This is a genomic window from Paenibacillus naphthalenovorans (genome assembly GCF_001465255.1).
Taxonomy (GTDB): domain Bacteria; phylum Bacillota; class Bacilli; order Paenibacillales; family NBRC-103111; genus Paenibacillus_G; species Paenibacillus_G naphthalenovorans.
This window is the reverse complement of sequence record NZ_CP013652.1, coordinates 1101227-1120937: the sequence shown is the minus strand read 5'-3', so window position 1 is coordinate 1120937 and position 19711 is coordinate 1101227. Positions and strand designations below refer to the sequence as shown.

General features: G+C 50.2%; 20 protein-coding genes. 9 read left to right on the top strand and 11 right to left on the bottom strand.

Features of this window, described 5'->3' with window-relative positions; all coding sequences use genetic code 11:
- Positions 1-16: 16 nt before the first annotated feature.
- Together IJ22_RS05375 and IJ22_RS05370 are read right to left on the bottom strand one after the other, a co-directional pair.
- The gene (locus tag IJ22_RS05375; protein WP_062407777.1) at positions 17-634 is read right to left on the bottom strand and encodes a stalk domain-containing protein; all 618 of its coding nucleotides are present in this window, start codon (positions 632-634) and stop codon (positions 17-19) included.
- A 270-nt stretch (positions 635-904) separates the two neighbouring features.
- Positions 905-1252, bottom strand: a complete 348-nt coding sequence (locus IJ22_RS05370; RefSeq protein WP_054818027.1) for a YhjD family protein — start codon at positions 1250-1252, stop codon at positions 905-907.
- Between the two features lie 185 nt (positions 1253-1437).
- Between IJ22_RS05370 and IJ22_RS05365 the strand changes: the two genes are divergently transcribed.
- Positions 1438-2181 (top strand): MBL fold metallo-hydrolase, encoded by a 744-nt coding sequence (locus IJ22_RS05365; protein ID WP_054818026.1) that lies wholly within the window; start codon positions 1438-1440, stop codon positions 2179-2181.
- Positions 2182-2278: 97 nt separating this feature from the next.
- Here IJ22_RS05365 and pruA read toward each other — a convergent pair whose 3' ends face one another.
- Positions 2279-3826, bottom strand: a complete 1548-nt coding sequence (gene pruA / locus IJ22_RS05360; RefSeq protein WP_054818025.1) for an L-glutamate gamma-semialdehyde dehydrogenase — start codon at positions 3824-3826, stop codon at positions 2279-2281.
- Positions 3827-4037: 211 nt separating this feature from the next.
- Between pruA and IJ22_RS05355 the strand changes: the two genes are divergently transcribed.
- The 5 genes from IJ22_RS05355 (at position 4038) to IJ22_RS05335 (ending at position 9240) form a co-directional block, all read left to right on the top strand.
- Positions 4038-4991, top strand: coding sequence for a proline dehydrogenase family protein (locus IJ22_RS05355; protein WP_062410868.1), 954 nt, complete (start codon positions 4038-4040; stop codon positions 4989-4991).
- Between the two features lie 13 nt (positions 4992-5004).
- Positions 5005-5919: an arginase gene (gene rocF / locus IJ22_RS05350; RefSeq protein WP_062407775.1), complete on the top strand. Its 915-nt coding sequence runs from the start codon at positions 5005-5007 to the stop codon at positions 5917-5919.
- Positions 5920-5930: 11 nt separating this feature from the next.
- On the top strand, positions 5931-7124 hold the full coding sequence (locus tag IJ22_RS05345; RefSeq protein ID WP_062407773.1) for an ornithine--oxo-acid transaminase: 1194 nt from the start codon (positions 5931-5933) through the stop codon (positions 7122-7124).
- Positions 7125-7181: 57 nt separating this feature from the next.
- Entirely contained in the window at positions 7182-7415 is a 234-nt protein-coding gene (locus IJ22_RS05340; protein ID WP_054818024.1) for a DUF3892 domain-containing protein, read from the top strand.
- 190 nt (positions 7416-7605) lie between these two features.
- Positions 7606-9240, top strand: coding sequence for an ATP-binding protein (locus IJ22_RS05335; RefSeq protein ID WP_062407771.1), 1635 nt, complete (start codon positions 7606-7608; stop codon positions 9238-9240).
- 136 nt (positions 9241-9376) lie between these two features.
- Here IJ22_RS05335 and IJ22_RS05330 read toward each other — a convergent pair whose 3' ends face one another.
- On the bottom strand, positions 9377-9673 hold the full coding sequence (locus IJ22_RS05330) for a YfhH family protein (RefSeq protein WP_062407769.1): 297 nt from the start codon (positions 9671-9673) through the stop codon (positions 9377-9379).
- Between the two features lie 207 nt (positions 9674-9880).
- Here IJ22_RS05330 and IJ22_RS05325 point away from each other — a divergent pair, with 207 nt between their 5' ends.
- Positions 9881-10312 carry a PilZ domain-containing protein gene (locus IJ22_RS05325; RefSeq protein WP_054818021.1) on the top strand — a complete coding sequence of 144 codons (432 nt, stop codon included), beginning with the start codon at positions 9881-9883 and terminating at the stop codon, positions 10310-10312.
- On the opposite strand, the gene IJ22_RS05320 is transcribed toward IJ22_RS05325, so the two are convergent.
- Positions 10307-11248, bottom strand: a complete 942-nt coding sequence (locus IJ22_RS05320) for a hypothetical protein (protein WP_235594258.1) — start codon at positions 11246-11248, stop codon at positions 10307-10309. The two genes, IJ22_RS05325 and IJ22_RS05320, sit on opposite strands and share 6 nt — an antisense overlap.
- A 179-nt stretch (positions 11249-11427) precedes the next feature.
- Between IJ22_RS05320 and bluB the strand changes: the two genes are divergently transcribed.
- Positions 11428-12066 (top strand): 5,6-dimethylbenzimidazole synthase, encoded by a 639-nt coding sequence (gene bluB, locus IJ22_RS05315; RefSeq protein WP_062407767.1) that lies wholly within the window; start codon positions 11428-11430, stop codon positions 12064-12066.
- 478 nt (positions 12067-12544) lie between these two features.
- Here the strand turns inward: bluB and IJ22_RS05310 are convergent, their stop codons facing one another.
- Positions 12545-12973 carry a cell wall hydrolase gene (locus tag IJ22_RS05310; protein ID WP_054818020.1) on the bottom strand — a complete coding sequence of 143 codons (429 nt, stop codon included), beginning with the start codon at positions 12971-12973 and terminating at the stop codon, positions 12545-12547.
- 196 nt (positions 12974-13169) lie between these two features.
- Here IJ22_RS05310 and IJ22_RS05305 point away from each other — a divergent pair, with 196 nt between their 5' ends.
- A complete protein-coding gene (locus IJ22_RS05305) occupies positions 13170-13874 on the top strand; it encodes a thermonuclease family protein (protein ID WP_062407766.1) in 705 nt (234 codons plus the stop codon).
- A gap of 142 nt (positions 13875-14016) precedes the next feature.
- Here the strand turns inward: IJ22_RS05305 and IJ22_RS05300 are convergent, their stop codons facing one another.
- From IJ22_RS05300 to IJ22_RS05280, 5 genes are all read right to left on the bottom strand, one after another.
- On the bottom strand, positions 14017-14874 hold the full coding sequence (locus IJ22_RS05300; RefSeq protein ID WP_062410867.1) for an ATP-dependent DNA ligase: 858 nt from the start codon (positions 14872-14874) through the stop codon (positions 14017-14019).
- Positions 14875-15248: 374 nt separating this feature from the next.
- Positions 15249-15596 carry a hypothetical protein gene (locus IJ22_RS05295; protein WP_054820047.1) on the bottom strand — a complete coding sequence of 116 codons (348 nt, stop codon included), beginning with the start codon at positions 15594-15596 and terminating at the stop codon, positions 15249-15251.
- A 35-nt stretch (positions 15597-15631) separates the two neighbouring features.
- Positions 15632-16570 (bottom strand): C40 family peptidase, encoded by a 939-nt coding sequence (locus IJ22_RS05290; protein WP_160327347.1) that lies wholly within the window; start codon positions 16568-16570, stop codon positions 15632-15634.
- A gap of 255 nt (positions 16571-16825) precedes the next feature.
- Positions 16826-17416 (bottom strand): TRAP transporter substrate-binding protein DctP, encoded by a 591-nt coding sequence (gene dctP, locus IJ22_RS05285; protein WP_054820049.1) that lies wholly within the window; start codon positions 17414-17416, stop codon positions 16826-16828.
- A gap of 841 nt (positions 17417-18257) precedes the next feature.
- On the bottom strand, positions 18258-19550 hold the full coding sequence (locus IJ22_RS05280; protein WP_335338489.1) for an O-antigen ligase family protein: 1293 nt from the start codon (positions 19548-19550) through the stop codon (positions 18258-18260).
- Positions 19551-19711: the final 161 nt, after the last annotated feature.

Here is a 19711-nt window from a genome sequence, read left to right as displayed (position 1 = left end):
CCATCCTCATTCGGTTCTACTCTCCGGAAACGATCAGTTTCTCCGAGACTACGGTATAACTGCCCGTTTCGCTATCTTTAATGGAAAATTTCACTACATATTTGCCGGCTTCATTAAACGATACGTTAAACGGCCACGGATACCAGAAGCTTTCCCTTTGACCGCCGACGACCTTCTCATGAACCGCCACTTCCTCGCCGCTAGGCGATATGATGGAAATCTTAAAGGAGTGGATCGGTATGGTCAGGCTGTCCACTTGAGCAAATACCGCAAAGTCCAGCCGGTCTCCCTTTTTGACTCCGCCAAACGGCTGATTAATGGAATAATCGTCATTGACTTTCTTCGCTACAAACATGTGTACATTCGGCTTGTAAATGGATACGGTCTTCGAGGCGTCATCCCATTTGACCAGAGCTTGCAGAGATTCGGACAGGGCACGAACGGGAAGCACGGTGCTTCCTTTAATCAAAAAAGCGGGTGTCTCGCCGTCCTTGAACGGTCTTTCCGCATTGTTAATCAGCACTTTGGCTTTCACATAACCTTCAAACTCGCCCCACATGGAACTGGCGTAGACCCCTGTCGTCCCGAAGAGGGAAAGCGACAGCATCAACGTCAGCAATCGCGGCACCTTCATTTCAAGCAACCTCCATCGTGTTCTTGGTATGTTATCTTATACTCCGATGGTTCGCAAGAGTTGCGGTGTTTGTGGGAAAAGCCCAAACTTTTTTTGAAAAAAAATCTATATCTAGTTATTTATAAAGGTATTCACTGATTAATTATACAAAATATGCCAATAAGGGCGCGAACATGAATGTCGAATGATGTCCCGTCTTTTTGACGAGCTGTGACGTTTCGTGCGCTTGCCCGGGAAATTCCCCGGTCTTCCCCGTGCTGTCCGCGGGGCTTACTCCTTTGCTTCCAGCAGTTCCTGCAGCTTCTCTTCACACTTGCCCCTGAGCACGGCCGGCATGATCGAGCAGTGAAATTCGTAGCCCTGATACACGTACATGACGTGATAATTCCGCTCCGGCGTGATTTCTTCAAGCACGATGCGGCATCCGCTCTTGCGCAGCCGCTGTTTTATGCCGACGTGCTCCCTCTCCACCCGAATGGACAGCCGTTCGAACAATCCGTTCCAAATCCGGGACAGCTTCATCGCTCCGGCGTATTTGCGGTCCAGCTCCAGCGCTTTAAGCAGATGCAAAGTCACTATATATTGATGAATCCACAGCTCTATCGCACTATTCCGCATATTCGCCCACCCGAAATTTCATGATCTTTACCTCATTATATAGAACATATGTTCGTTTTTCAATCCTTATCCCCCCATTCTTTCCTGATCCAAAACCTGTCAAAATGTTCTTGAATCCTTCATAAAAAACATGGTAGATTAAATAATATTCGGCTGGTATGCCATAGGCGAGTGGAGGATCGCGAATGAGCCTGCAAATTCAAATGATCGGTACGGGAAGCGCATTTGCCAAAAACTTTTACAACAACAACGCATTGATTCATGCCGACGGCTTCACGTTATTAATCGACTGCGGAATTACCGCTCCCAGAGCATTGTACGAGCTCGGCATTCCGCTCGACCGGATCGATGCGGTGCTCATCTCACATATTCATGCGGATCATGTAGGCGGGCTCGAAGAACTTGCTTTTCAGTACAGGTATGTATTCAAACGTAAAATCAAGCTGCTCGTCCCGGCTCCGCTGGAAGCCGTCTTGTGGGAGCATACGCTTCGGGGAGGACTTGAGAACAAGGCGGAGGGCCTTGTCGGCTTGAACGATTATTTCGAAGTCGCTGCTTTGGCGGAACGAACGCCGACTTCCATCCATCCGAAACTGACCGTGGAGCTGCTGCCTACCGATCATATCCCCGGTAAAGCGAGCTACTCCTTTCTGCTCAACGGCAAGGTGTTTTACAGCGCAGACATGAGGTTTAGCAAGACGCTGCTGACCGGATTGCATGAACAAGGCTGCGAAGTCATTCTGCATGACTGTCAATTGTTCTGTCCCGGTACCGTACACGCTTGCCTTGACGAGCTGCTTACTCTGCCCGAGGAAGTGCAGGAAAAAGTGCTGCTTATGCACTACGGAGACAACATGTCTGAATTTATCGGCAAAACGGGCCGCATGACCTTCATAGAACAGTTCAAAACGTATCCATTACCGTCGTAAGCATATTCTTTGCACCGCGCCATGGACGCAGCTTACTTAACGGGTGCATTCCAAAACCTGACCCCCGGGGTCAGGTTTTGTCGCAGATCCCCTCCCGTCAGAAGCGTTCGGAGACGACCTTGGCTTGGGTAAACTGAAGCAGATAATCGCGTCCCCCCGCTTTCGAATCCGTTCCCGACATGTTGAAGCCGCCGAACGGATGAACTCCCACCAGCGCTCCCGTGCATTTGCGGTTGAAATACAGATTGCCGACATGAAACTCAGTACGGGCCTTCTCCAAATGAGCCCTATTTCTTGAAATAACGGCTCCGGTCAGCCCGTACTCCGAATCATTGGCCAGTTCGAGCGCCTGGTCAAACGAGGCCGCTTTGATAAACGCAACCACCGGTCCGAAAATTTCCTCTTGCGCGATCCGCGCCTTGACGTCGACATCGGCAATTACTGTCGGCTCGATATAATATCCCTTGGCATCTCCCGCTCCGCCTCCGCAAACTACCCTGCCTTCCGTGCTTCCAATTTCCAGATATTCGAGAATTTTAAGGTGAGCCTTGGCGTCGATCACCGGCCCCACGTCAATCTCAGGATCGGACGGATCACCCACACGCAGACGGCTTACGCGTTCTGCCACCCTGCGAAGCACATCGTCATATACGCTCTCATGTACGATGGCGCGGGAGCAGGCAGAGCACTTTTGCCCGGCAAACCCGAAGGCGGACGCTGTAATGGCCTCCGCCGCCAGCTCCAGGTCACTGTCGCTGTCGACGATAATCGCATCCTTGCCGCCCATTTCGGCGACTACGCGCTTGATCCAGCGCTGGCCGGGTGCGGTTTTGGCCGCCAGCTCGTTGATCCGCAGCCCTACCTCGCGGGATCCCGTAAAGCTGATAAAGCGGGTCAGCGGATGCTCCACCAAGTAATCGCCCACCTCCTGTCCGGAACCCGGCAGGAAGTTGACCACTCCATCCGGCAGGCCGGCCAATTGAAGCAGCTCCATAAACTTGGCAGCCACAACCGGTGTCGCGCTGGCCGGTTTCAGCACCACCGTATTGCCGGCAGCCACGGCTGCCGATGTCAATCCCGCCATAATGGCTAACGGAAAATTCCATGGAGGTATGATTACGCCGACACCCAGCGGAATATAGGTAAGCTCGTTGTCCTCGCCCGGTATTCGCGTAAGCGGCTGCCGCTGCGCCAAACGTTCCGTTTCCCTGCCGTAAAACTCCAGAAAATCGATCGCTTCTGCGGTATCGGCATCCGCCTCCGCCCAGCTTTTCCCCGCTTCCACCACCATCCAGGCGGAAAACTCGGCTTTACGGCGGCGCAGGATCGCGGCGATTTTGTATAAAAGACGCGCCCGCCCCGCCGGAGGCACCGATTTCCAGAACGTAAACGCGCGCGCTGCCGCACGGATCGCCCGATCTGCCAACGCGGTGTCCGCCTGGCTCACCGTTCCGATCACCTGCGTCGGATCGGCAGGATTGACGGAAACGGCCTTCCGGGCCGTCATCAGCTTCTCACCGCCGATCAGCAGCCCGTATTCTTGGCCGAGCTGCGCTTGTACCTTCTTCAGCGCTGCTGCGAATGCCTCTCTGTTCCCGGATTGGCTAAAATCCGTGAACGGTTCGTTGCAAAAAGGCTCTACCATGATCATCCCTCCTCTTCAGAATTACCATGTTACGGAAAAGCTCATCTTCATTTCAAGTCTCATTTCGGGAGCTTGCCGAATAAAATGGATTAGCACGGAGCCGGCGGCGCCAGCTTCACAGATCCAACGCCCAACGCTGCTGCCCTTCTGCTACATAATATATGCCGCCGCGCCGCGTACAAGAAGCAAATCGGAAAGAGGGTGTTCATGTTTGGATATCGGTACCAGACTGTTCCGTTCTGCTCTGCTTGCGCTCGCCGGAAACCGGGTCGTCGGGAAGATGGCTCACCGGTACGGGATGAAGCTCGGGGCAAGCCGGTTCGTCGCAGGAGAAACAGCCGATGAGGCGCTGCTGCAAATTCGGCGTTTGAATGCCAAGGGAATCTCCGCCACCTTGGACCTGCTTGGCGAGAGCATTCGCGATTTAGCGGAGGCGGACCGGTTTAAAAGAGAGTATATCACGCTGCTTGAGAGGATTCACCACGACGCATTGGATTCAAACGTCTCTTTGAAGCCGACCCAGATGGGATTGGCTTTAGACCCGGCGGCCTGCTACGCCCATATCCGGGATATCGTTGAAAAAGCACAACAGCTCACAAACTTCGTACGCATCGACATGGAAAATTCACCATATACCGACGATACTATAGCCATGGTGCACCGCCTTCATGCCGAAGGCTTAACCCGCGTCGGCACCGTTATACAAGCCTACTTATACCGGAGCAGGCTGGACGTCAGGCAGTTAACCAAGGCGAAGGTCAATCTGCGGCTGGTCAAGGGCGCCTATCGTGAACTGGGGCATCTCACTTACCGGAGCATGGACGACGTAAATGCCAACATGAAGCGGCTGATTCGGGTCCGTTTGGATGCCGGCGTCTACACTGCCGTTGCGACCCACGACGAACAAATCATCGCCTGGACGAAAACCTACGCGAGGAGAAACGGGATACCGGCAAGCAGGTATGAATTCCAGATGCTGTACGGCGTGCGTGTGCCGCTGCAGGAGCAGCTTGCCCGGGAGGGCTACAAGGTGCGCTGTTACGTACCTTACGGACGGATGTGGTACCCGTATTTCGTCCGGCGCATGGCGGAACGCCCGGCCAATCTGTGGTTTGTATTGAAAAATTGGCGGGACCGCCCGTCAGCACCACGCCAGAACGGATAGGAGGTATCCATTTATGAGAGGCAAACCGGAATTATCCATCCTGCGGGTGCCGTTCGACTTGGGTGCCGGGCGCAAAGGCGTAAGGAGAGGTCCGGATGCGATCCTTCAGGCCGGCCTGGAACGGAAGCTGCGGCAGCTGGGCTATTCCTGCGAGCTTCCGGATCCGGTCCCTGCCCCGTCAACCGCCAAGGAGAGCGGCGTCTTCGTGCCGCAGGCGGAGCCCAGGCACCTGAATGAAGCGGTAAAGGTGAATGAAGCGCTCGCTGTACAAATAAAGGACGTGCTGGAACGCGGACGCTTCCCGCTGGTGCTGGGCGGGGACCACAGCATCGCCATCGGCACGCTGGCTGGACTTGCGCAGCATTATAGAAGCATCGGCGTCATCTGGTTTGACGCACATGCGGATTTGAATACGCCGGACACCAGTCCTTCCGGCAACATTCACGGCATGTCCCTTGCGGCATCGCTTGGCATAGGACATCATCGGCTGACGCGGATCGGCGGCTTTCTTCCCAAAATCCGGCCGCAGCATACGGTCATTATCGGGGCCAGGCAGCTGGATCCCGGAGAAAAGGAGCTGATTCGCGCTGAAGGCGTTACCTGCTTCACCATGCATGAGATCGACCTGATGGGAATCGCCAGGGTCACGGAGGAAGCGGTGCGTATAGCAACCGCGGGTACGGACGGCCTGCACGTCAGCTTCGATATCGACAGCCTCGATCCGCTGGAGGCTCCGGGAACGGGAACACCGGTCAAAGGCGGAATCAGCTACCGCGAAGCGCATTTGGCGCTGGAGCTGCTGTACGAAGCCGGAAGCGTGCTATCGGCGGAGATGGTAGAGGTCAATCCGGCGCTGGAACGCGATAACCAAACGGCAAGGCTGGCCGCAGAGCTGATTTCTTCTCTGCTGGGGCAGCGTATTTTATAGGAGGGAACACCATGAAACCGACATCGGAAGATATCATTCGCCGCACGAACCGGTTCGGGGCGCGGAATTATCAGCCGCTTCCCGTGGTCATTTCCAAAGCGGAGGGGGTATGGGTTTATGACCCGGAGGGCAGGAAATACCTCGATATGCTGAGCGGCTACTCGGCGCTCAATCAGGGGCACCGCCATCCCCGTATCATCCGCGCGCTGAAGGATCAGGCGGACTCCGTTACCCTGACCTCGCGCGCGTTTCACAACGAGCGGCAGGGCGGGTTCTATGAGCGCTTGTCCGATTATACCGGCAAGCCGATGATCCTGCCGATGAACACCGGGGCCGAGGCGGTGGAAACGGCGATCAAGGCAGCCCGCCGCTGGGCTTACTTTCGTAAAAACGTCCCCGAGGACCAGGCGGAAATCATCGTTTGCGAAGGCAACTTTCACGGCAGAACGGTAACCGTTACCTCTTTCTCCTCGAATCCGGAGTACAAACGCTGCTTCGGGCCCTTCACCCCCGGGTTTGTCGTCATCCCCTACGGCGATGCGGGGGCCTTGGAACGCGCCATCACCCCGCGAACGGCCGCCTTCCTTGTCGAGCCGATTCAGGGGGAGGGCGGCATCGTGCTCCCTCCTGCCGGCTACCTGCAGCAGGCCGCAGCCATTTGCAAGCAGCGGCGCGTACTGCTTATCGCCGACGAAATTCAGACCGGCTTTGGACGAACGGGGTACCGCTTCGCCTGCGATGCGGAATCCGTGGAGCCGGATGCCTACATCCTCGGCAAGGCGCTGGGAGGAGGCGTCCTGCCCATCTCCGCCGTAGCGGCAGACCGCGAGGTGCTGGAGGTGTTCGAGCCGGGGTCGCACGGCTCGACCTTCGGAGGCAACCCGCTCGCCTGCGCCGTGGCGACAGCCGCCATACAGGTCGTGCAGGACGAGAAGCTGGCCGAACGCTCCCTGGAGCTCGGAGACTACTTTCTCGGCCTTCTCCGCCAGCTGACCAATCCGCTGATCCGCGACATCCGCGGGCGCGGTTTGTTCATCGGTGTGGAGCTGGCCGTACCGGCCAGAGCTTATTGCGAGCAGTTGAAAAACAAAGGTTTATTATGCAAGGAGACGCATGAAAACGTCATTCGCCTGGCTCCCCCGCTCACCATCGCCAAATCCGATCTGGATTGGGCCTACAGCCGGATTGCCGAGGTGCTCGGATAACGGCAGGCATCATTTGCCTCCTTCCTGAGCATGCTATGAACAAGGAGGCGATCAACGATGAGTCAAAACAAGCGGCACGTCGTTGCCGTACGCAAGAACGGCGACGGCGATATTGTAGACCTGAAGCTGTCTAACGGCGAAGTGGTGGATTACCTGGAGGCTCAACAGCTTGCCAAAGACGGCCAGCTGGAGAATGTCAACGTGTTCCGCGGACGGGACGGGGATGAACATCTGCGCTCCAATGCGGACGGCGATCCGTCCAATAATCTCGATAACCTTCCCGGGTTCTGATGCTAACCCGTAATAAGCCGGCACGGTTTTCCGTCCGGCTTATTTTTGATTTATCTCCCCAAAAAATCAAACGATGACGAACCAAGTAAAATGAAGCGCTTAAAAAAAGATAGTGACCCGGCAGGAATTACTTTACAAATACAGAATCCATATATTATCAATTGATTTAGTCGGGAGTTGGAGTTTCATTATGAACGGTAGCACAGTCTTCGTCATTTATGCTGGTTTTATCTGCGCTTCCTCCCTATATTTCCAGCAAACTGAAAGCCCTCTTTTACTCATTGGCATAACTTTCATTTATATGCTGTCCCATGCGGCCCGCAAAATCATTCCCGTACCTCATGCCGTTCAACTGGTACTGCTGATTGTGCTCCATATCTTCAGCGCAACCCATTGGATCTTGCCGCTGTATTTGCTGCATATGGGCATCATTTTTTACAAGACGCCTTCTCTTACATTGGCGCTATCCTATAATTTAGGGATGATGACAGCCTATTCCCTTGCCGTACTGACCTACAGCACGGTAACGATATATACAGTAACCGACATCGTCTTCACCGCGGCAAGCTGCATACTCATGGCTTATCTGTTCCGGAAATATATGTATGCCATCGAGCAGCAGAAGCAGTTGTTGACAAATGAAAAAAAGCACCTGAGCACCCACGATTTACTAACGGGTCTATACAACTTTCAGGAATTTCACCGGCAGATGGGAATTTTTGTGGAACAGAAAGAAAGCAGCATTCTGGTTCTGATTGATTGCAAAAATTTAAAGTCACTGAATACGACGAACGGCTTTCAGGGCGTCAACAAAATATTGAAGCAAGCGGCCGAACTGCTCCGTATTATGTTCCCTGACGCTTCCCTGATTGCCCGTTACGGCGGCGATGAATTCGCCATCGTGGTTACGGCAAGCGACCCGAAGAAAACGATACATACGATCACCCAACTGCTCGCTTCCGAATTTCCCAAGCTCACGGGCATCGAAATCAATTTCGGTATCGCCAGTTATCCTGAAGACGGACTGAACAAAGACGATCTGATTCTTGTAGCCGAACATAATTTGTATATGATGAAGCGGGAAAGCTGGCTGAAGCGGGAGGAGCACATGCTGCGTTCCGAGAAGCTTCGCGTAGTTGGCGAGCTGGCTTCTGGCATGGCGCACGAAATACGCAATCCGCTGACGACGGTCAAAGGATTTTTGCAGCTGTCCAGAGCGGGGAATTACAATATCGAGCCTTGGTACGACCTGATTATGGATGAAATTAACCGGATGAGCATGCTGACCGCCGAATTTTTGCAATTCTCCAAGCCGCATGTCACCCATTATAAAATCCAAACGATTGAAAGCTGCATTAGCCGCGTCATTTCATTGCTTGATTCGGAAATCACCCGTTTGGGCCATCAAATCGGCTTTAAGGATGAAGGCCACGGAGTTTGCATGTTTATGGATCAGGACAAGATGCTGCAGCTGCTGCTGAACTTGGTCAAAAACGCCCTCGAGGCTATGCCTGAGCAAGGTACGGTATATATTCATCTTTATCTGCAGAACAATAACGCCGTCATTGAGGTAACCGATACGGGCAAAGGCATCCCCGAGTCGGAGCTTGATCAGATTTTCATCCCCTTTTACACAACCAAAGAGTCCGGAACCGGACTTGGGCTGTCGATCTGCCACAAGATCGTACAGGATCACGAGGGAACGATCGAAGTGGAAAGCGTACCGAATATGGGAACCAAATTCACCATCACCCTTCCAACGGCTACAGCCGCGGAAGCTGCTGAACGGCAGATTCAGCCAAACCGGACAAAAATTTTCGTATGAGCTTGAACCCCGCCTCCATCCAACCGGCGCTTCCAGTCACTATGGTGCAGCCGAACCAACCGAACATCCAGCCGTCAGCTGGTTTCCATACCCGTGAGGGTGATTTTTCCTCATCGTTCCAGAAGTAAACGGCATTTCAGGAAAAACGGGTCAGCATGGAAATCGGGAAGCTGGCGTCGGGTTCTTGCCCCAATGTTCCCCAGGCCATAATCCCATTCACATAATGTACCTCGAACGGCAGTTGTTCGCCGTCTACTTTATATAATCCGGGCGGGAAATCGGCCGGATTCAGCGTATATGCCTTGGCCGCATAATACTTGCGCTCCAACACCGAACGCTGGCTCGGAAATTCAGCCCGCTGCATCTCTTCTTGAAGCAGTTTCATCTCCGTTTGGAGTTCCTCGGGCGTCATTTGGCTATACAGCTTTTTCATAGTGTGTCTGAACCCCTTAATCGATTTAGTTTAGCGCCAATGTCCTTATGTATTCGATATTGGCGCTCCATATTCCCTTTATAAAATATTGCGGCTTTATTGAAAAGCGGTTTTTTGGCTGCCGGTGCTTGTTGCCTCGGACAAACCCCTTACGGTATAGTAAGGGAGAATAAGGTATGCATATATTTATGTAAAGGGCGTAGTTAAATGAGCAACGCGAACAGGCGGCATTTTTTTCGTTTACCGTTTCAGCATCCGCTGTGCGCCGAATTAAAAATGATAGATTACAAGGACCTCATGCCTGAATACAGAATCGTCAAAGCCGCGCTGCTGGACCTGAGCGCAGGCGGGGCCCGCTTCCGCACCGCAACTCCGCTGCCGGATGACGACAACCTTCTCGTCGAGCTGAAATTTACCGTCATGCACAAAGAATTCAAACCGGTCGGCACCATCGTTCGCAGCATGAGATCGGAAGAAGAGCATGATGAATACAGCATTCAATTCTCATGGAATGAAGCGGATATCGCTGCCCTGACCGGCGTACTGAACCAAATGGCCGTCAAGCTGCGAAACAAAACGGTTCTCCCCGGATGCAGCTTTTGTACGGAAGAGGAGCTTCTCGAATTTAAGCGCTTATGAACGGGGATGGCCTGACATTCCGGCAACGATATACGTTTTTCCGGTTTCCGTATGCCATACCCAGCTTCGAAACAGCAGCTGCTCGGGACGCATCCGGTCATAAAGGTCCTTCAATCCGATAACGGCTGTTTCCATCCCGTATTTTCCAAACGCCTCGAACAGGAACCTTGCCCGCTCCCGATCCCCCCGAGGCTGGCTTAACTCCTCGGCAATCCACTTCTTGTCCTCATCCAGCAAAATCATATCTGTCCACACCGCCACTCTTCCATCCGGTTTCACCAGGGAGAGAAGCAGCCGGTTATAATCGGATATCAAGCTGTTGCGCAAGTAACCGAGCGCCTCAATGATTTGACGAATGTCCTGCTCCGCGTAGCGTTCCAAATGGCTGTAAAGCTGTGTTAGCGCGTCTATATAAAACAACTGGGTATGAACGCCGGAGGATACGACAAGTGAGAAGGTGTTATTTAAATGAGGCAGTGCCTCGTAACGCCGTACCTCGAATACACAATCCCGAAGGTAGTCCGCAATTTCCGTACCGGAAGCCCCATTCATGAGCATTTCCTCAAATTTTTCGTAAAACGAGATGTGATCCAAGCAAGTATAATCGACTCTGGTGAGCGATTTCAGACGGCTTAGCGCAAGCCCTCCCGTCTCTTTGAGCCATTCTTCCAGCATATTGTCTTCCGTATCCAGCACAGTCACCTGCTGAAAATGAACGGCCAGACCCGGGAGATCCACATCGCCGTGATTACCCGCTCCAAGCACTGCCGCCTTCTCCGGCTTCGCAAGCAGCTGAACGGACTCACGGATTAATCTCCGCACATGATAACGGTGAGTTCCCCACTCTTGCTCGCCCCAATCCAATGTTCCAATGCCCGCTCCCTGCTCTTGCGGAACCCCGAAAGGCAGCTGCATCATCCCAGGTACATTTCTCATGAAATCCCTCTTTCTAAAAGCTTGTCTTCTGTTGTCATTATAGCATAAGCCTTGTCGGAAACACATGGTATTCCGGCAAAAGAACACGACCCATCTGCCGATTTACAATGAAGACGTTTTCTTGCTAATATGATAAAACAGCGAGAAAAAAACGATTCCTCCAGAACGGGGTGAGCGAGATGTTTACTGAATTCGAAAAAGAAGCTTTATACAAGATTATCTATACCCGAAGGGATATTCGCACATTTCTTTCCGATCCGGTACCCGATGAAATCATCATGAGGCTACTGGATGCAGCGCATCATGGTCCTTCGGTAGGATTCATGCAGCCTTGGAATTTTATTGTGGTAACCTCCAAAGAGGTTAAAGAGCGGTTGGCTTGGGCGGCGGATAAAGAAAGACGCGCATTAGCCATCCATTACGAGGAGAATCGGCAGGACCACTTTCTGAGTCTCAAAATCGAAGGAATCAAGGAGGCTCCTGTCACGATCTGCATTACGTGCGATCCCACACGCGGCGGATCACACGTATTGGGACGCAATTCGATTCCCGAAACCGATATCATGTCTACAGCCTGTGCTATTCAAAATATGTGGCTGGCCGCTTGTGCCGAAGGTTTGGCCATGGGGTGGGTCAGCTTTTATAAAAAGAATGATGTCCGCGACATCCTGAACATTCCGCCTCATATCGATCCGATCGCATTGATTTCGATTGGATATACCGATCAATATCCGTCCATGCCTATTTTGGAATCCGCAAACTGGGAAAAACGAAAATCCCTCAAGGACCTCATTTATCATGAAACTTGGGGAAAATAGACCAGCACCTATACTTGTTTCCCAAAAAAAAACATAAAATCAAGGCGAACGAACAATCGATATCCCCCTATGTTACGTATACTGTTTGCAAACAGATAAGGAGGGATATCAATTGACTCATCCAGGTAAATGCTGCCCGCCAGCAGATCCCATTGTCCAAAGACCCACTCAAATCTTTAGAGATTTTTACCATCCGCAGCTTGTTCAGGTCATTCATCCTATTGAAGTGATCAATCGTCATCACTGTGTCCCCGTCTTTAAACATGTTCACACTTATATTGAAAGAAATGTGGGACCAATATCATCTCACGTTCCTTGCGGACCTTATGGAGCAGGGGCAGCCATCGCCAACGCAAAGAGACGCAAAAGATAACTCTGCCAATTTGATTATTGCTCTCCAGCAATAAGTTGCTGGAGAGCTTTGTCCCCCATAAAAGAAGCACGCCGGCTCCAAATCCACATAAGCTTATCGATCGATTTAATACGTATTGTATACATTTTCACATTCTTCTGCTGTCGGTTCATAGAAGCAATGATTCTTGTAGCGTCCTGCAAAAGGCTGATTATACCATGTCGGAGGACAGTCTCCGGGCGGTCTGAAATACCACAAGCTGAACTTTGCCGGCCAATGCCGTTCCCCGTTCACCGATCTTCGGGCCAAACGTTTTTCCCGCTCCCTGGCATTTTGATAAAAATACCCGTGAAGTACGGCTTCAAAAGCGTGAGGTTGATATATCATTTGCGGAATGGTGCGGATCCCGATAAAATCGGAACAATTCGCGCGGATGCGGTTAATCCCTACGTTGCCGACCAGCAGCATGCCCTGCTCGCCCTCCCCTTCCGCTTCGGCACGAAGTAATCTTGCAAGGAGCGCAATATCTTGATCCCTAGCTTTAACAACAGCCATCAGGTTCACCTCTTCACTGTTTATAACCTTAGAATATTGTAAAAGGAACTGATAGGTGACTGTCTTTGATCAGTTTATTGACCTGTATGGTTATTCGTGGTAATTTTAACATGACCGTAAACGCGGTAAAGCCCCTTGAGGTAGTACCTGAGGGGCTTTGCCTATTTCGTTTTTTGTTTTTAAGGAGGAGCTTGAATTGAAAAAATGGTCCGGAATTTCAGCCATGGTATTAGCAGCTGCGATTATAATTTCAGGGTGCGGCAATTTACAAGCCGCCTCAACTCCCGCCTCGCCAGCAGAGAACAAGATATTCTCCACCGCCAAAGTGACCGGGGTCGTCGACGGCGATACGATCAAAGTTGAATTGGAGGGTAAAGAAGAAACGGTCCGAATGATTCTGGTAGATACGCCCGAAACCGTCCATCCGAACAAGCCCGTGCAGCCGTTCGGGCCCGAAGCCTCCGCACTCGCCAAAAAAACGCTGGAAGGCAAGGAGGTCAAGCTGGAACGCGATGTTTCCCAGCGGGACCGGTACGGACGCATTCTGGCCTACGTATATGTAGACGATCAAATGTTCAATGAGGTGCTCCTTGAAAAAGGATTAGCCAGAGTCTCGGTTTTTCCTCCGGATGTCAAATATGTGGACCGCTTCAGGGAAATCCAGAAGAAAGCCCAGAAGGCCAGGCTCGGGATCTGGAGCATCGAAGACTATGCCTCGGATCATGGGTACGATGACAACAAGGCACAGATCTCGTCCGAGCCCCAGCCATCCCGGAATGAGGAGGTCTACTACGGCAAATGCGCTGAAGTCCAGGCTGCGGGCAAAGCTCCTCTTCACCGCGGAGACCCCGGCTACCGCAGCGGTTTGGACAGGGATGGCGACGGTATAGCGTGTGAATGAATTTTCCCTTCATACAAAAAATTCCCCGCATCGTCGATGGCTGCGAAGCGGGGATTCAAAAAATGTATATAAAAAGATGGGGTACGTTATTCATTATGGCCGGTGATCATGAAAGTAATCTTTAAAACAGATGAAAAGAACATTAAAATTTTAATTCAACCAAGGAAGGCTTCCTTAAAAAACCGTGGCGAGTCCAATGGTAAAATTTTACTTTGGCCTTGATCAAAGGTTGAATATATACAAATTGATTGTCCTCACCTGTAATCAGCTGTTGAGTGACATCATAAAACTCCTTCTTCTGCAGCGGGGATATATCGGATTCAATCATCCCGACCGGCCGCTTCCGCCCATGATCTTCCACCTCTGCCAACCAGCCAATGCCCTCTTTTCGATACCCTGTAATCCACACATCCTCGTACTTGTAATTCATGATCTTTAGCCAGTCATGAGAGCGCCTGGAAACGTACGGACTGTCTTTTTTCTTGGCAACCATCCCCTGCATGGATTGTTCAACCAACAGATTGTAAAGCTCCTCGCCTCTTTCATTTACTTGAAGTATGATGTGAAAACGCTCATTTGTCACCATAACGGATTCAAGGATAGACCTTCTTTTCATTAATGAAAGATTGCGCAAGTCGCGGCCTTTATGTTGAAGGATATCCCAGACCACATAATGCACCGGACGCTGCTTGGCAAAAAAGTGGATTTTCTCCCGCTTTGTTAACTGCAAACGTTCCATGACAAGCTCGAAATCCGAAGCTCCCGTATCCGGATCAATACAGCAGACCTCGCCGTCAAGAATAACGTCACCTTCCACAGGAACATCATGAAGTTCGGGATACTGGCGTGTACATTCCGTCTGCTCTCTTGTAAACAGCCGTGTTTCATCACCCTTCTTGATCAAGATTAGCCGGTGCCCATCCATTTTCGGTTCGAATATAAAAGCCGGGTCTGAGAAAGGATTGTCTTGAGACTCAAGGAGCATAGGACTAATCAGCATATGCATCACCCGAATCCATTTTATCATGGAAAATTCATTGAATAAGCAGGAAAAAGAAGGAGACCTTAAGGCAGCACAAAATAGAAAAAGGACCCCTTTCGGAGTCCTTTTCAACGGTGAGTGTTTGGTATTTGCCTTGAATCTTTCCATTAGCTCGGGTTTTACACCTCATTCACATCTTGCAGTACGTGTACTACAGTAACGTGTCTTTGGCACACACCTCCGCTTCTATCTCGATTCAACAACAACTTCCACGGTATTGCTCGTTAGATCGCCCAACGGAACCACACCTCTCTTGTCACCGTTAATAGTATGATGTCCAAACCGAAAATCTTTATGCGCATTTTTTTTTGCCGCCGCGGCCCCGCCATATTTCATCGATTTAACGGCTCATATCCTAAATAAGCATCCAGCTTTTCTTTGATCAGCTTCATGCCTTCCTTCACCGCTCTTTGTATAAGTAAATTGGTTTTATGCGCCTCATAATCCTCCTGCTCATACTGCACCCTGATCTCCGCATGTTCCCCCTTGACAATGCCTATAATGACCGATACAACTTCCCCGCGCTCATCGGGTCTGCCTGGATTCTCATGCTCGCTGCGGCCTTCCTCGATCATGGAATCCCACGCCAAAACATCTATGCTGCATTTGTAATCATAATCCGGATGCTTAGAATAGGATTTGATGGTGTCGGCTAACTTCACCTTCATCCAGATCTTCATCTTGTCCCCCTTCAACCGTTCCCAAGCTAATCTAGTTAAACAACACGCTTGGCAAACAAAAAACGATTTCTCCAGTATGTATCAAATTCCGTTAACGTAACCCCCGGATCGCCGTAGGTATGAATGATTTGTCCGTTACCCGCATAGATTCCCACATGACCTACCGTTTGGTTGCTGGCAAACCGGCCAGGGGTATAAAAGAACAGGAGATCCCCGGGCTGCAGCTGATTTACGGATACGCTTTGACCAACCTCCGCCTGAGCACGTGAAGACCTGGGAAGCTTGATTCCGAAGTGGCCGTACACATACTGGACGAAGGAAGAGCAATCGAATGTATGTGTACTTTCGTAAGGTCCGGCAGCAAATTGATAGGGCGTTCCTACCAACCCTTCGGCAAAGCGGATCAAGTCATTTTTGTTCACCGAGATTCCTGCTGCTCGTAGGGTTTCCGTTTCAGATTGCTCCAATGGGAATGTGTTTTGCCGGTCGGACAGCCGTCGATCATCGATCGGGGAGAAAATAACCTGCGACCGTTCCCCGTTCCAGTTCACCGGGACTCCGAACAGCGCGGACAACGCCTGTGTAGTTAGATGCGGTTTATGATCAATATATTTGGGGGCCTGCGGCAGTTCGACGGGCATATCACCTGCCATGGCCCGGGTTTGGTTCATGTTGACGGAATAAGCCGCATCCGTGCCGCCCATGGCGAAACAACCGTTGGCGTAATGCAGATCATAATTCATCGATTTCGCCGTTTCCTCCAGCGGCACCCAGACCAGCCCGCCGCTTTCCCTGTATACCGGGACATTGGACAAGGTCGATACGTTGGCTACATACATGGTAGCCGTATGGCCGGTTGGCGTAGGCTCTTGAAGTCCGATATGCTCGGTTTGCCTGTTCGTACAACCTCCCGTAATAAATATTGTCACAATAAAAAGTATGTAAACAACCTGTCGCGCTTTCTTGGATACCATCGCCATAACCGCCTTTTTTTCAATGTTTTTCCGGTAAGTGTTTACCAAGGAAAATAATTTATGCATGAAAAATGACGGCATGAAACAGCAAAGGCCCGCAAGCTTAACTTGCCGGCTTCCATTGTACCACATTCCTTGCCAACCTGCTTAACCGGAGCTTGGCGGACAAGACCGCCCGTCTGGTATATTTTACAACCTACAAGCGGAAGAACCACCTCCTCATGTTCCCAGGCAGGCGGTCCTTCTTTTCCATTCTTATTTGGCAAAATGTTCTTTAATGTGATCAATCCATTCTTTGGAGTCCGGAACTCTGGCGTATAATTTGGTATAAACCTGTTCCGACGCCTCAACGAGCTCTTTATGGAATTCAGGGGGAGCCGAAATTCCCTTTGCATTTAATTTGTCTTCCAAAGCCCGCTTCCCTTCCGCATTCAAATATTCCGTTGCCGCTCGAACATCAGGAAAGAGATAAGGCAGGTCGATCACCGTCATTAACGGCTCTATGCCGGATAAAAATGCGGTAGGCGTAACAAAAATGTGCACGTTGCCCGCGATCACTTGCTGCACCATCTGATCACTGCTGCCCAGCTGGCAGGATGGATAAACCTCCACCTTGAATCGGCCATCCATTTTCGCTTCATGTTTTTGTTTAAATTGCTCCATGCTGTAAGTAATCGGATCATGGCTCGTACAGGAAGTAATCTTGACTACAAGCGGCACCGCATCGTTGGAAGAAGCGCCGGCAGGCTGCGCACCCGGCGTACCGCTGCTTCCGCACGCCGCGATCACAAGAAGTACTGCAGCCAGCACAAGGACACCCCATCGCTGCATCCGTTTTCTTTTCATCTTTTTCCCTCCTGTTCCCGTTATTGTTGGTCAGCCTTATAACATCTTGAAGGGGTCTGTAATGACATTCCCGGTGTCGACCCAAACGCTTTTCACCCGCGTGTATCCAAGTCAGGCAAACCATACGTCACTCCGTGGACAAGACCCAGTCCGGATGTCCTCAAAGGAGCGCAAAATCTTGCGAATGATAAAACGGACAAAGAGACAGATGGACATCCGGACCTCATTACGAAGACACACGATAACATCAGCAAAATAGATTTGGAGCAGGAAGGTGACGAACTCACCCTTTCTTTGTTACGGACAACCGGAGAAATTGAGATTTAAATGAAAAAAGTTCAACCGCCTCAACGAAATGATGATTGAGCGGTTGAACTTTTTTTACCCTATTCGCCGAGTTATGATCAAAATTCGAAATTGATCTTTTATCCATCGATTTGTCTCTGCCCTTAAAGCAGCTTAAATGTTTCTCATGCCTTTCTGCATAAGCTCCCTATTTTGTCATGGTGAGCTGTTTGATACATAATCCGATGACACCAATAAACAAGATGATCCCTATAACATCCCAAATAAATAGTCCCATCGTTCCACCTTCAATCTCATTAATCATTGATTCTATAGTACCATATTTTTCTTTTCATGTCGATTAATCGGATAATTTAAGGACTTTTGTCATATTTAAAAGACCTATAAGATGGCCGTCCTCTTATCATTCATATAAAATCCCAGGGTTTACGGCAGATGACGGGGTAGATCGGAGCATGGTTAACCATGCGTTAGAGGGTTGACATGTTGTACTTGGCTTAGGTGAAGAACGATTTGAAATCCTCTGTAGTCCTTGCTATGCCGAATGGCTTGAGTGCATATCCTTACTCGCTATCTTTGGCACGGAGGAGGAACGACTTCGTTTCATCCTTGGTACATAATCAGCAGAAAGCAGAGCGAGTATTATAAAAAACAGCGTTCCAATACTGCTGTACGCGGTCAATTCGTAGGTGTTCATGTTCAACAATAAGGCCACCAAACAGAGTTTTAACAGTGTTGCTTTTGTTTTGAATAACAAAATCAGAATGACTGATAGAAAAAGAACGAACCCAATCATGCCGGACTCATACAATATTTTGATGAAATTATTGTCGAGCACTCCTGTAATATGACGAATACTTACACCCGCACCAGGGGATAGACCAAAGAGCATGATGGCACCGAATTCGTGAAAAGCGTCCCAAATATTAGAAATCACACTGAAACGATGGCTATAAGACTCATCATCCGTTCGAGCGATACGGGTAACGAAAGATTGCCATATCCCGGTTTGATACAGTACGGCGAATATCGCAACACACAAGAGGCCAAATCTAAATATCAGTTTAAAGCTAATTTTAATCTTGTAAGCTATCAAAAATAGTACGAGCACAATGGTCGTGGCGAAAATGTTTCCGCGCGAGAAACTGGTCAATAGCCCAAAAGAGAGGATGAGGGCACTGATAATATACCATTTTGCCCCCTTCCCACTCCGCCGTAGCTCAACAATCATCCCGAGCGCCATAATGAGCCCAACCATGCAGACCGTTCCAAGTGCCAATGGTTCCCCTTGAAAGCCAAACGAACGGGTGACTCGGTCTCCCGCAGCAAAAAAGCCCCTTTCACGCAATAGATATTCTTCGATCAACAACGGTTGCCGGGTGATAAACTGCGAAATTGCCAAGATGGCATTGAACGTACTCAGAAAAATGACAATTTTTATCATTTTGTTCTTAAAAGACTCATAATTTGTGGTGAGCAAATACACTGCAAAAAACACACCAAAATTCATGATTAGCATAAACACGAGGGAATTGATTCGGAAATATCCTTCCCCCATCACGACGGATAGATAGGACGAAAATAAGATACAGAAAAGGTAAGCCGACATGATCAACACCGGGAATTTAGACAACGCCATTGTTTTTGCCCGAGAGATCATCAAACAAATGAACGAAAGATACATCGCACATAACACCAATACCTTATCCGGCGAGAACGTTCCAATCGGAGTAGATACTTGATAGAACACGGTTGCTTTGCTGTCCGGGATAAGACATACCACCGTGACGAATAAGAATGCGACTAGCGTTAAGGTTTTATTAGGCACCAACAAAACGATTCACTCCCTGGTACATTATGTATCTGTTTTATTTTATATATGGTACATTTTGTATCCTACTTACGAATCAATCATATCACACTTTTCACAAAAATGGGTATATTTTCATATGAATATTTACAAAATTCGGCAGGACTTATTGAACATTA

Bases quoted from the DNA above. Each gene is read 5' to 3' on its own strand.
- IJ22_RS05375 (WP_062407777.1), bottom strand. From the start codon at position 634: ATGAAGGTGCCGCGATTGCTGACGTTGATGCTGTCGCTTTCCCTCTTC.
- IJ22_RS05370 (WP_054818027.1), bottom strand. From the start codon at position 1,252: ATGCGGAATAGTGCGATAGAGCTGTGGATTCATCAATATATAGTGACT.
- IJ22_RS05365 (WP_054818026.1), top strand. From the start codon at position 1,438: ATGAGCCTGCAAATTCAAATGATCGGTACGGGAAGCGCATTTGCCAAA.
- pruA (WP_054818025.1), bottom strand. From the start codon at position 3,826: ATGGTAGAGCCTTTTTGCAACGAACCGTTCACGGATTTTAGCCAATCC.
- rocF (WP_062407775.1), top strand. From the start codon at position 5,005: ATGAGAGGCAAACCGGAATTATCCATCCTGCGGGTGCCGTTCGACTTG.
- IJ22_RS05345 (WP_062407773.1), top strand. From the start codon at position 5,931: ATGAAACCGACATCGGAAGATATCATTCGCCGCACGAACCGGTTCGGG.
- IJ22_RS05340 (WP_054818024.1), top strand. From the start codon at position 7,182: ATGAGTCAAAACAAGCGGCACGTCGTTGCCGTACGCAAGAACGGCGAC.
- IJ22_RS05335 (WP_062407771.1), top strand. From the start codon at position 7,606: ATGAACGGTAGCACAGTCTTCGTCATTTATGCTGGTTTTATCTGCGCT.
- IJ22_RS05330 (WP_062407769.1), bottom strand. From the start codon at position 9,673: ATGAAAAAGCTGTATAGCCAAATGACGCCCGAGGAACTCCAAACGGAG.
- IJ22_RS05325 (WP_054818021.1), top strand. From the start codon at position 9,881: ATGAGCAACGCGAACAGGCGGCATTTTTTTCGTTTACCGTTTCAGCAT.
- IJ22_RS05320 (WP_235594258.1), bottom strand. From the start codon at position 11,248: ATGAGAAATGTACCTGGGATGATGCAGCTGCCTTTCGGGGTTCCGCAA.
- bluB (WP_062407767.1), top strand. From the start codon at position 11,428: ATGTTTACTGAATTCGAAAAAGAAGCTTTATACAAGATTATCTATACC.
- IJ22_RS05310 (WP_054818020.1), bottom strand. From the start codon at position 12,973: ATGGCTGTTGTTAAAGCTAGGGATCAAGATATTGCGCTCCTTGCAAGA.
- IJ22_RS05300 (WP_062410867.1), bottom strand. From the start codon at position 14,874: ATGCTGATTAGTCCTATGCTCCTTGAGTCTCAAGACAATCCTTTCTCA.
- IJ22_RS05295 (WP_054820047.1), bottom strand. From the start codon at position 15,596: ATGAAGATCTGGATGAAGGTGAAGTTAGCCGACACCATCAAATCCTAT.
- IJ22_RS05290 (WP_160327347.1), bottom strand. From the start codon at position 16,570: ATGGTATCCAAGAAAGCGCGACAGGTTGTTTACATACTTTTTATTGTG.
- dctP (WP_054820049.1), bottom strand. From the start codon at position 17,416: ATGAAAAGAAAACGGATGCAGCGATGGGGTGTCCTTGTGCTGGCTGCA.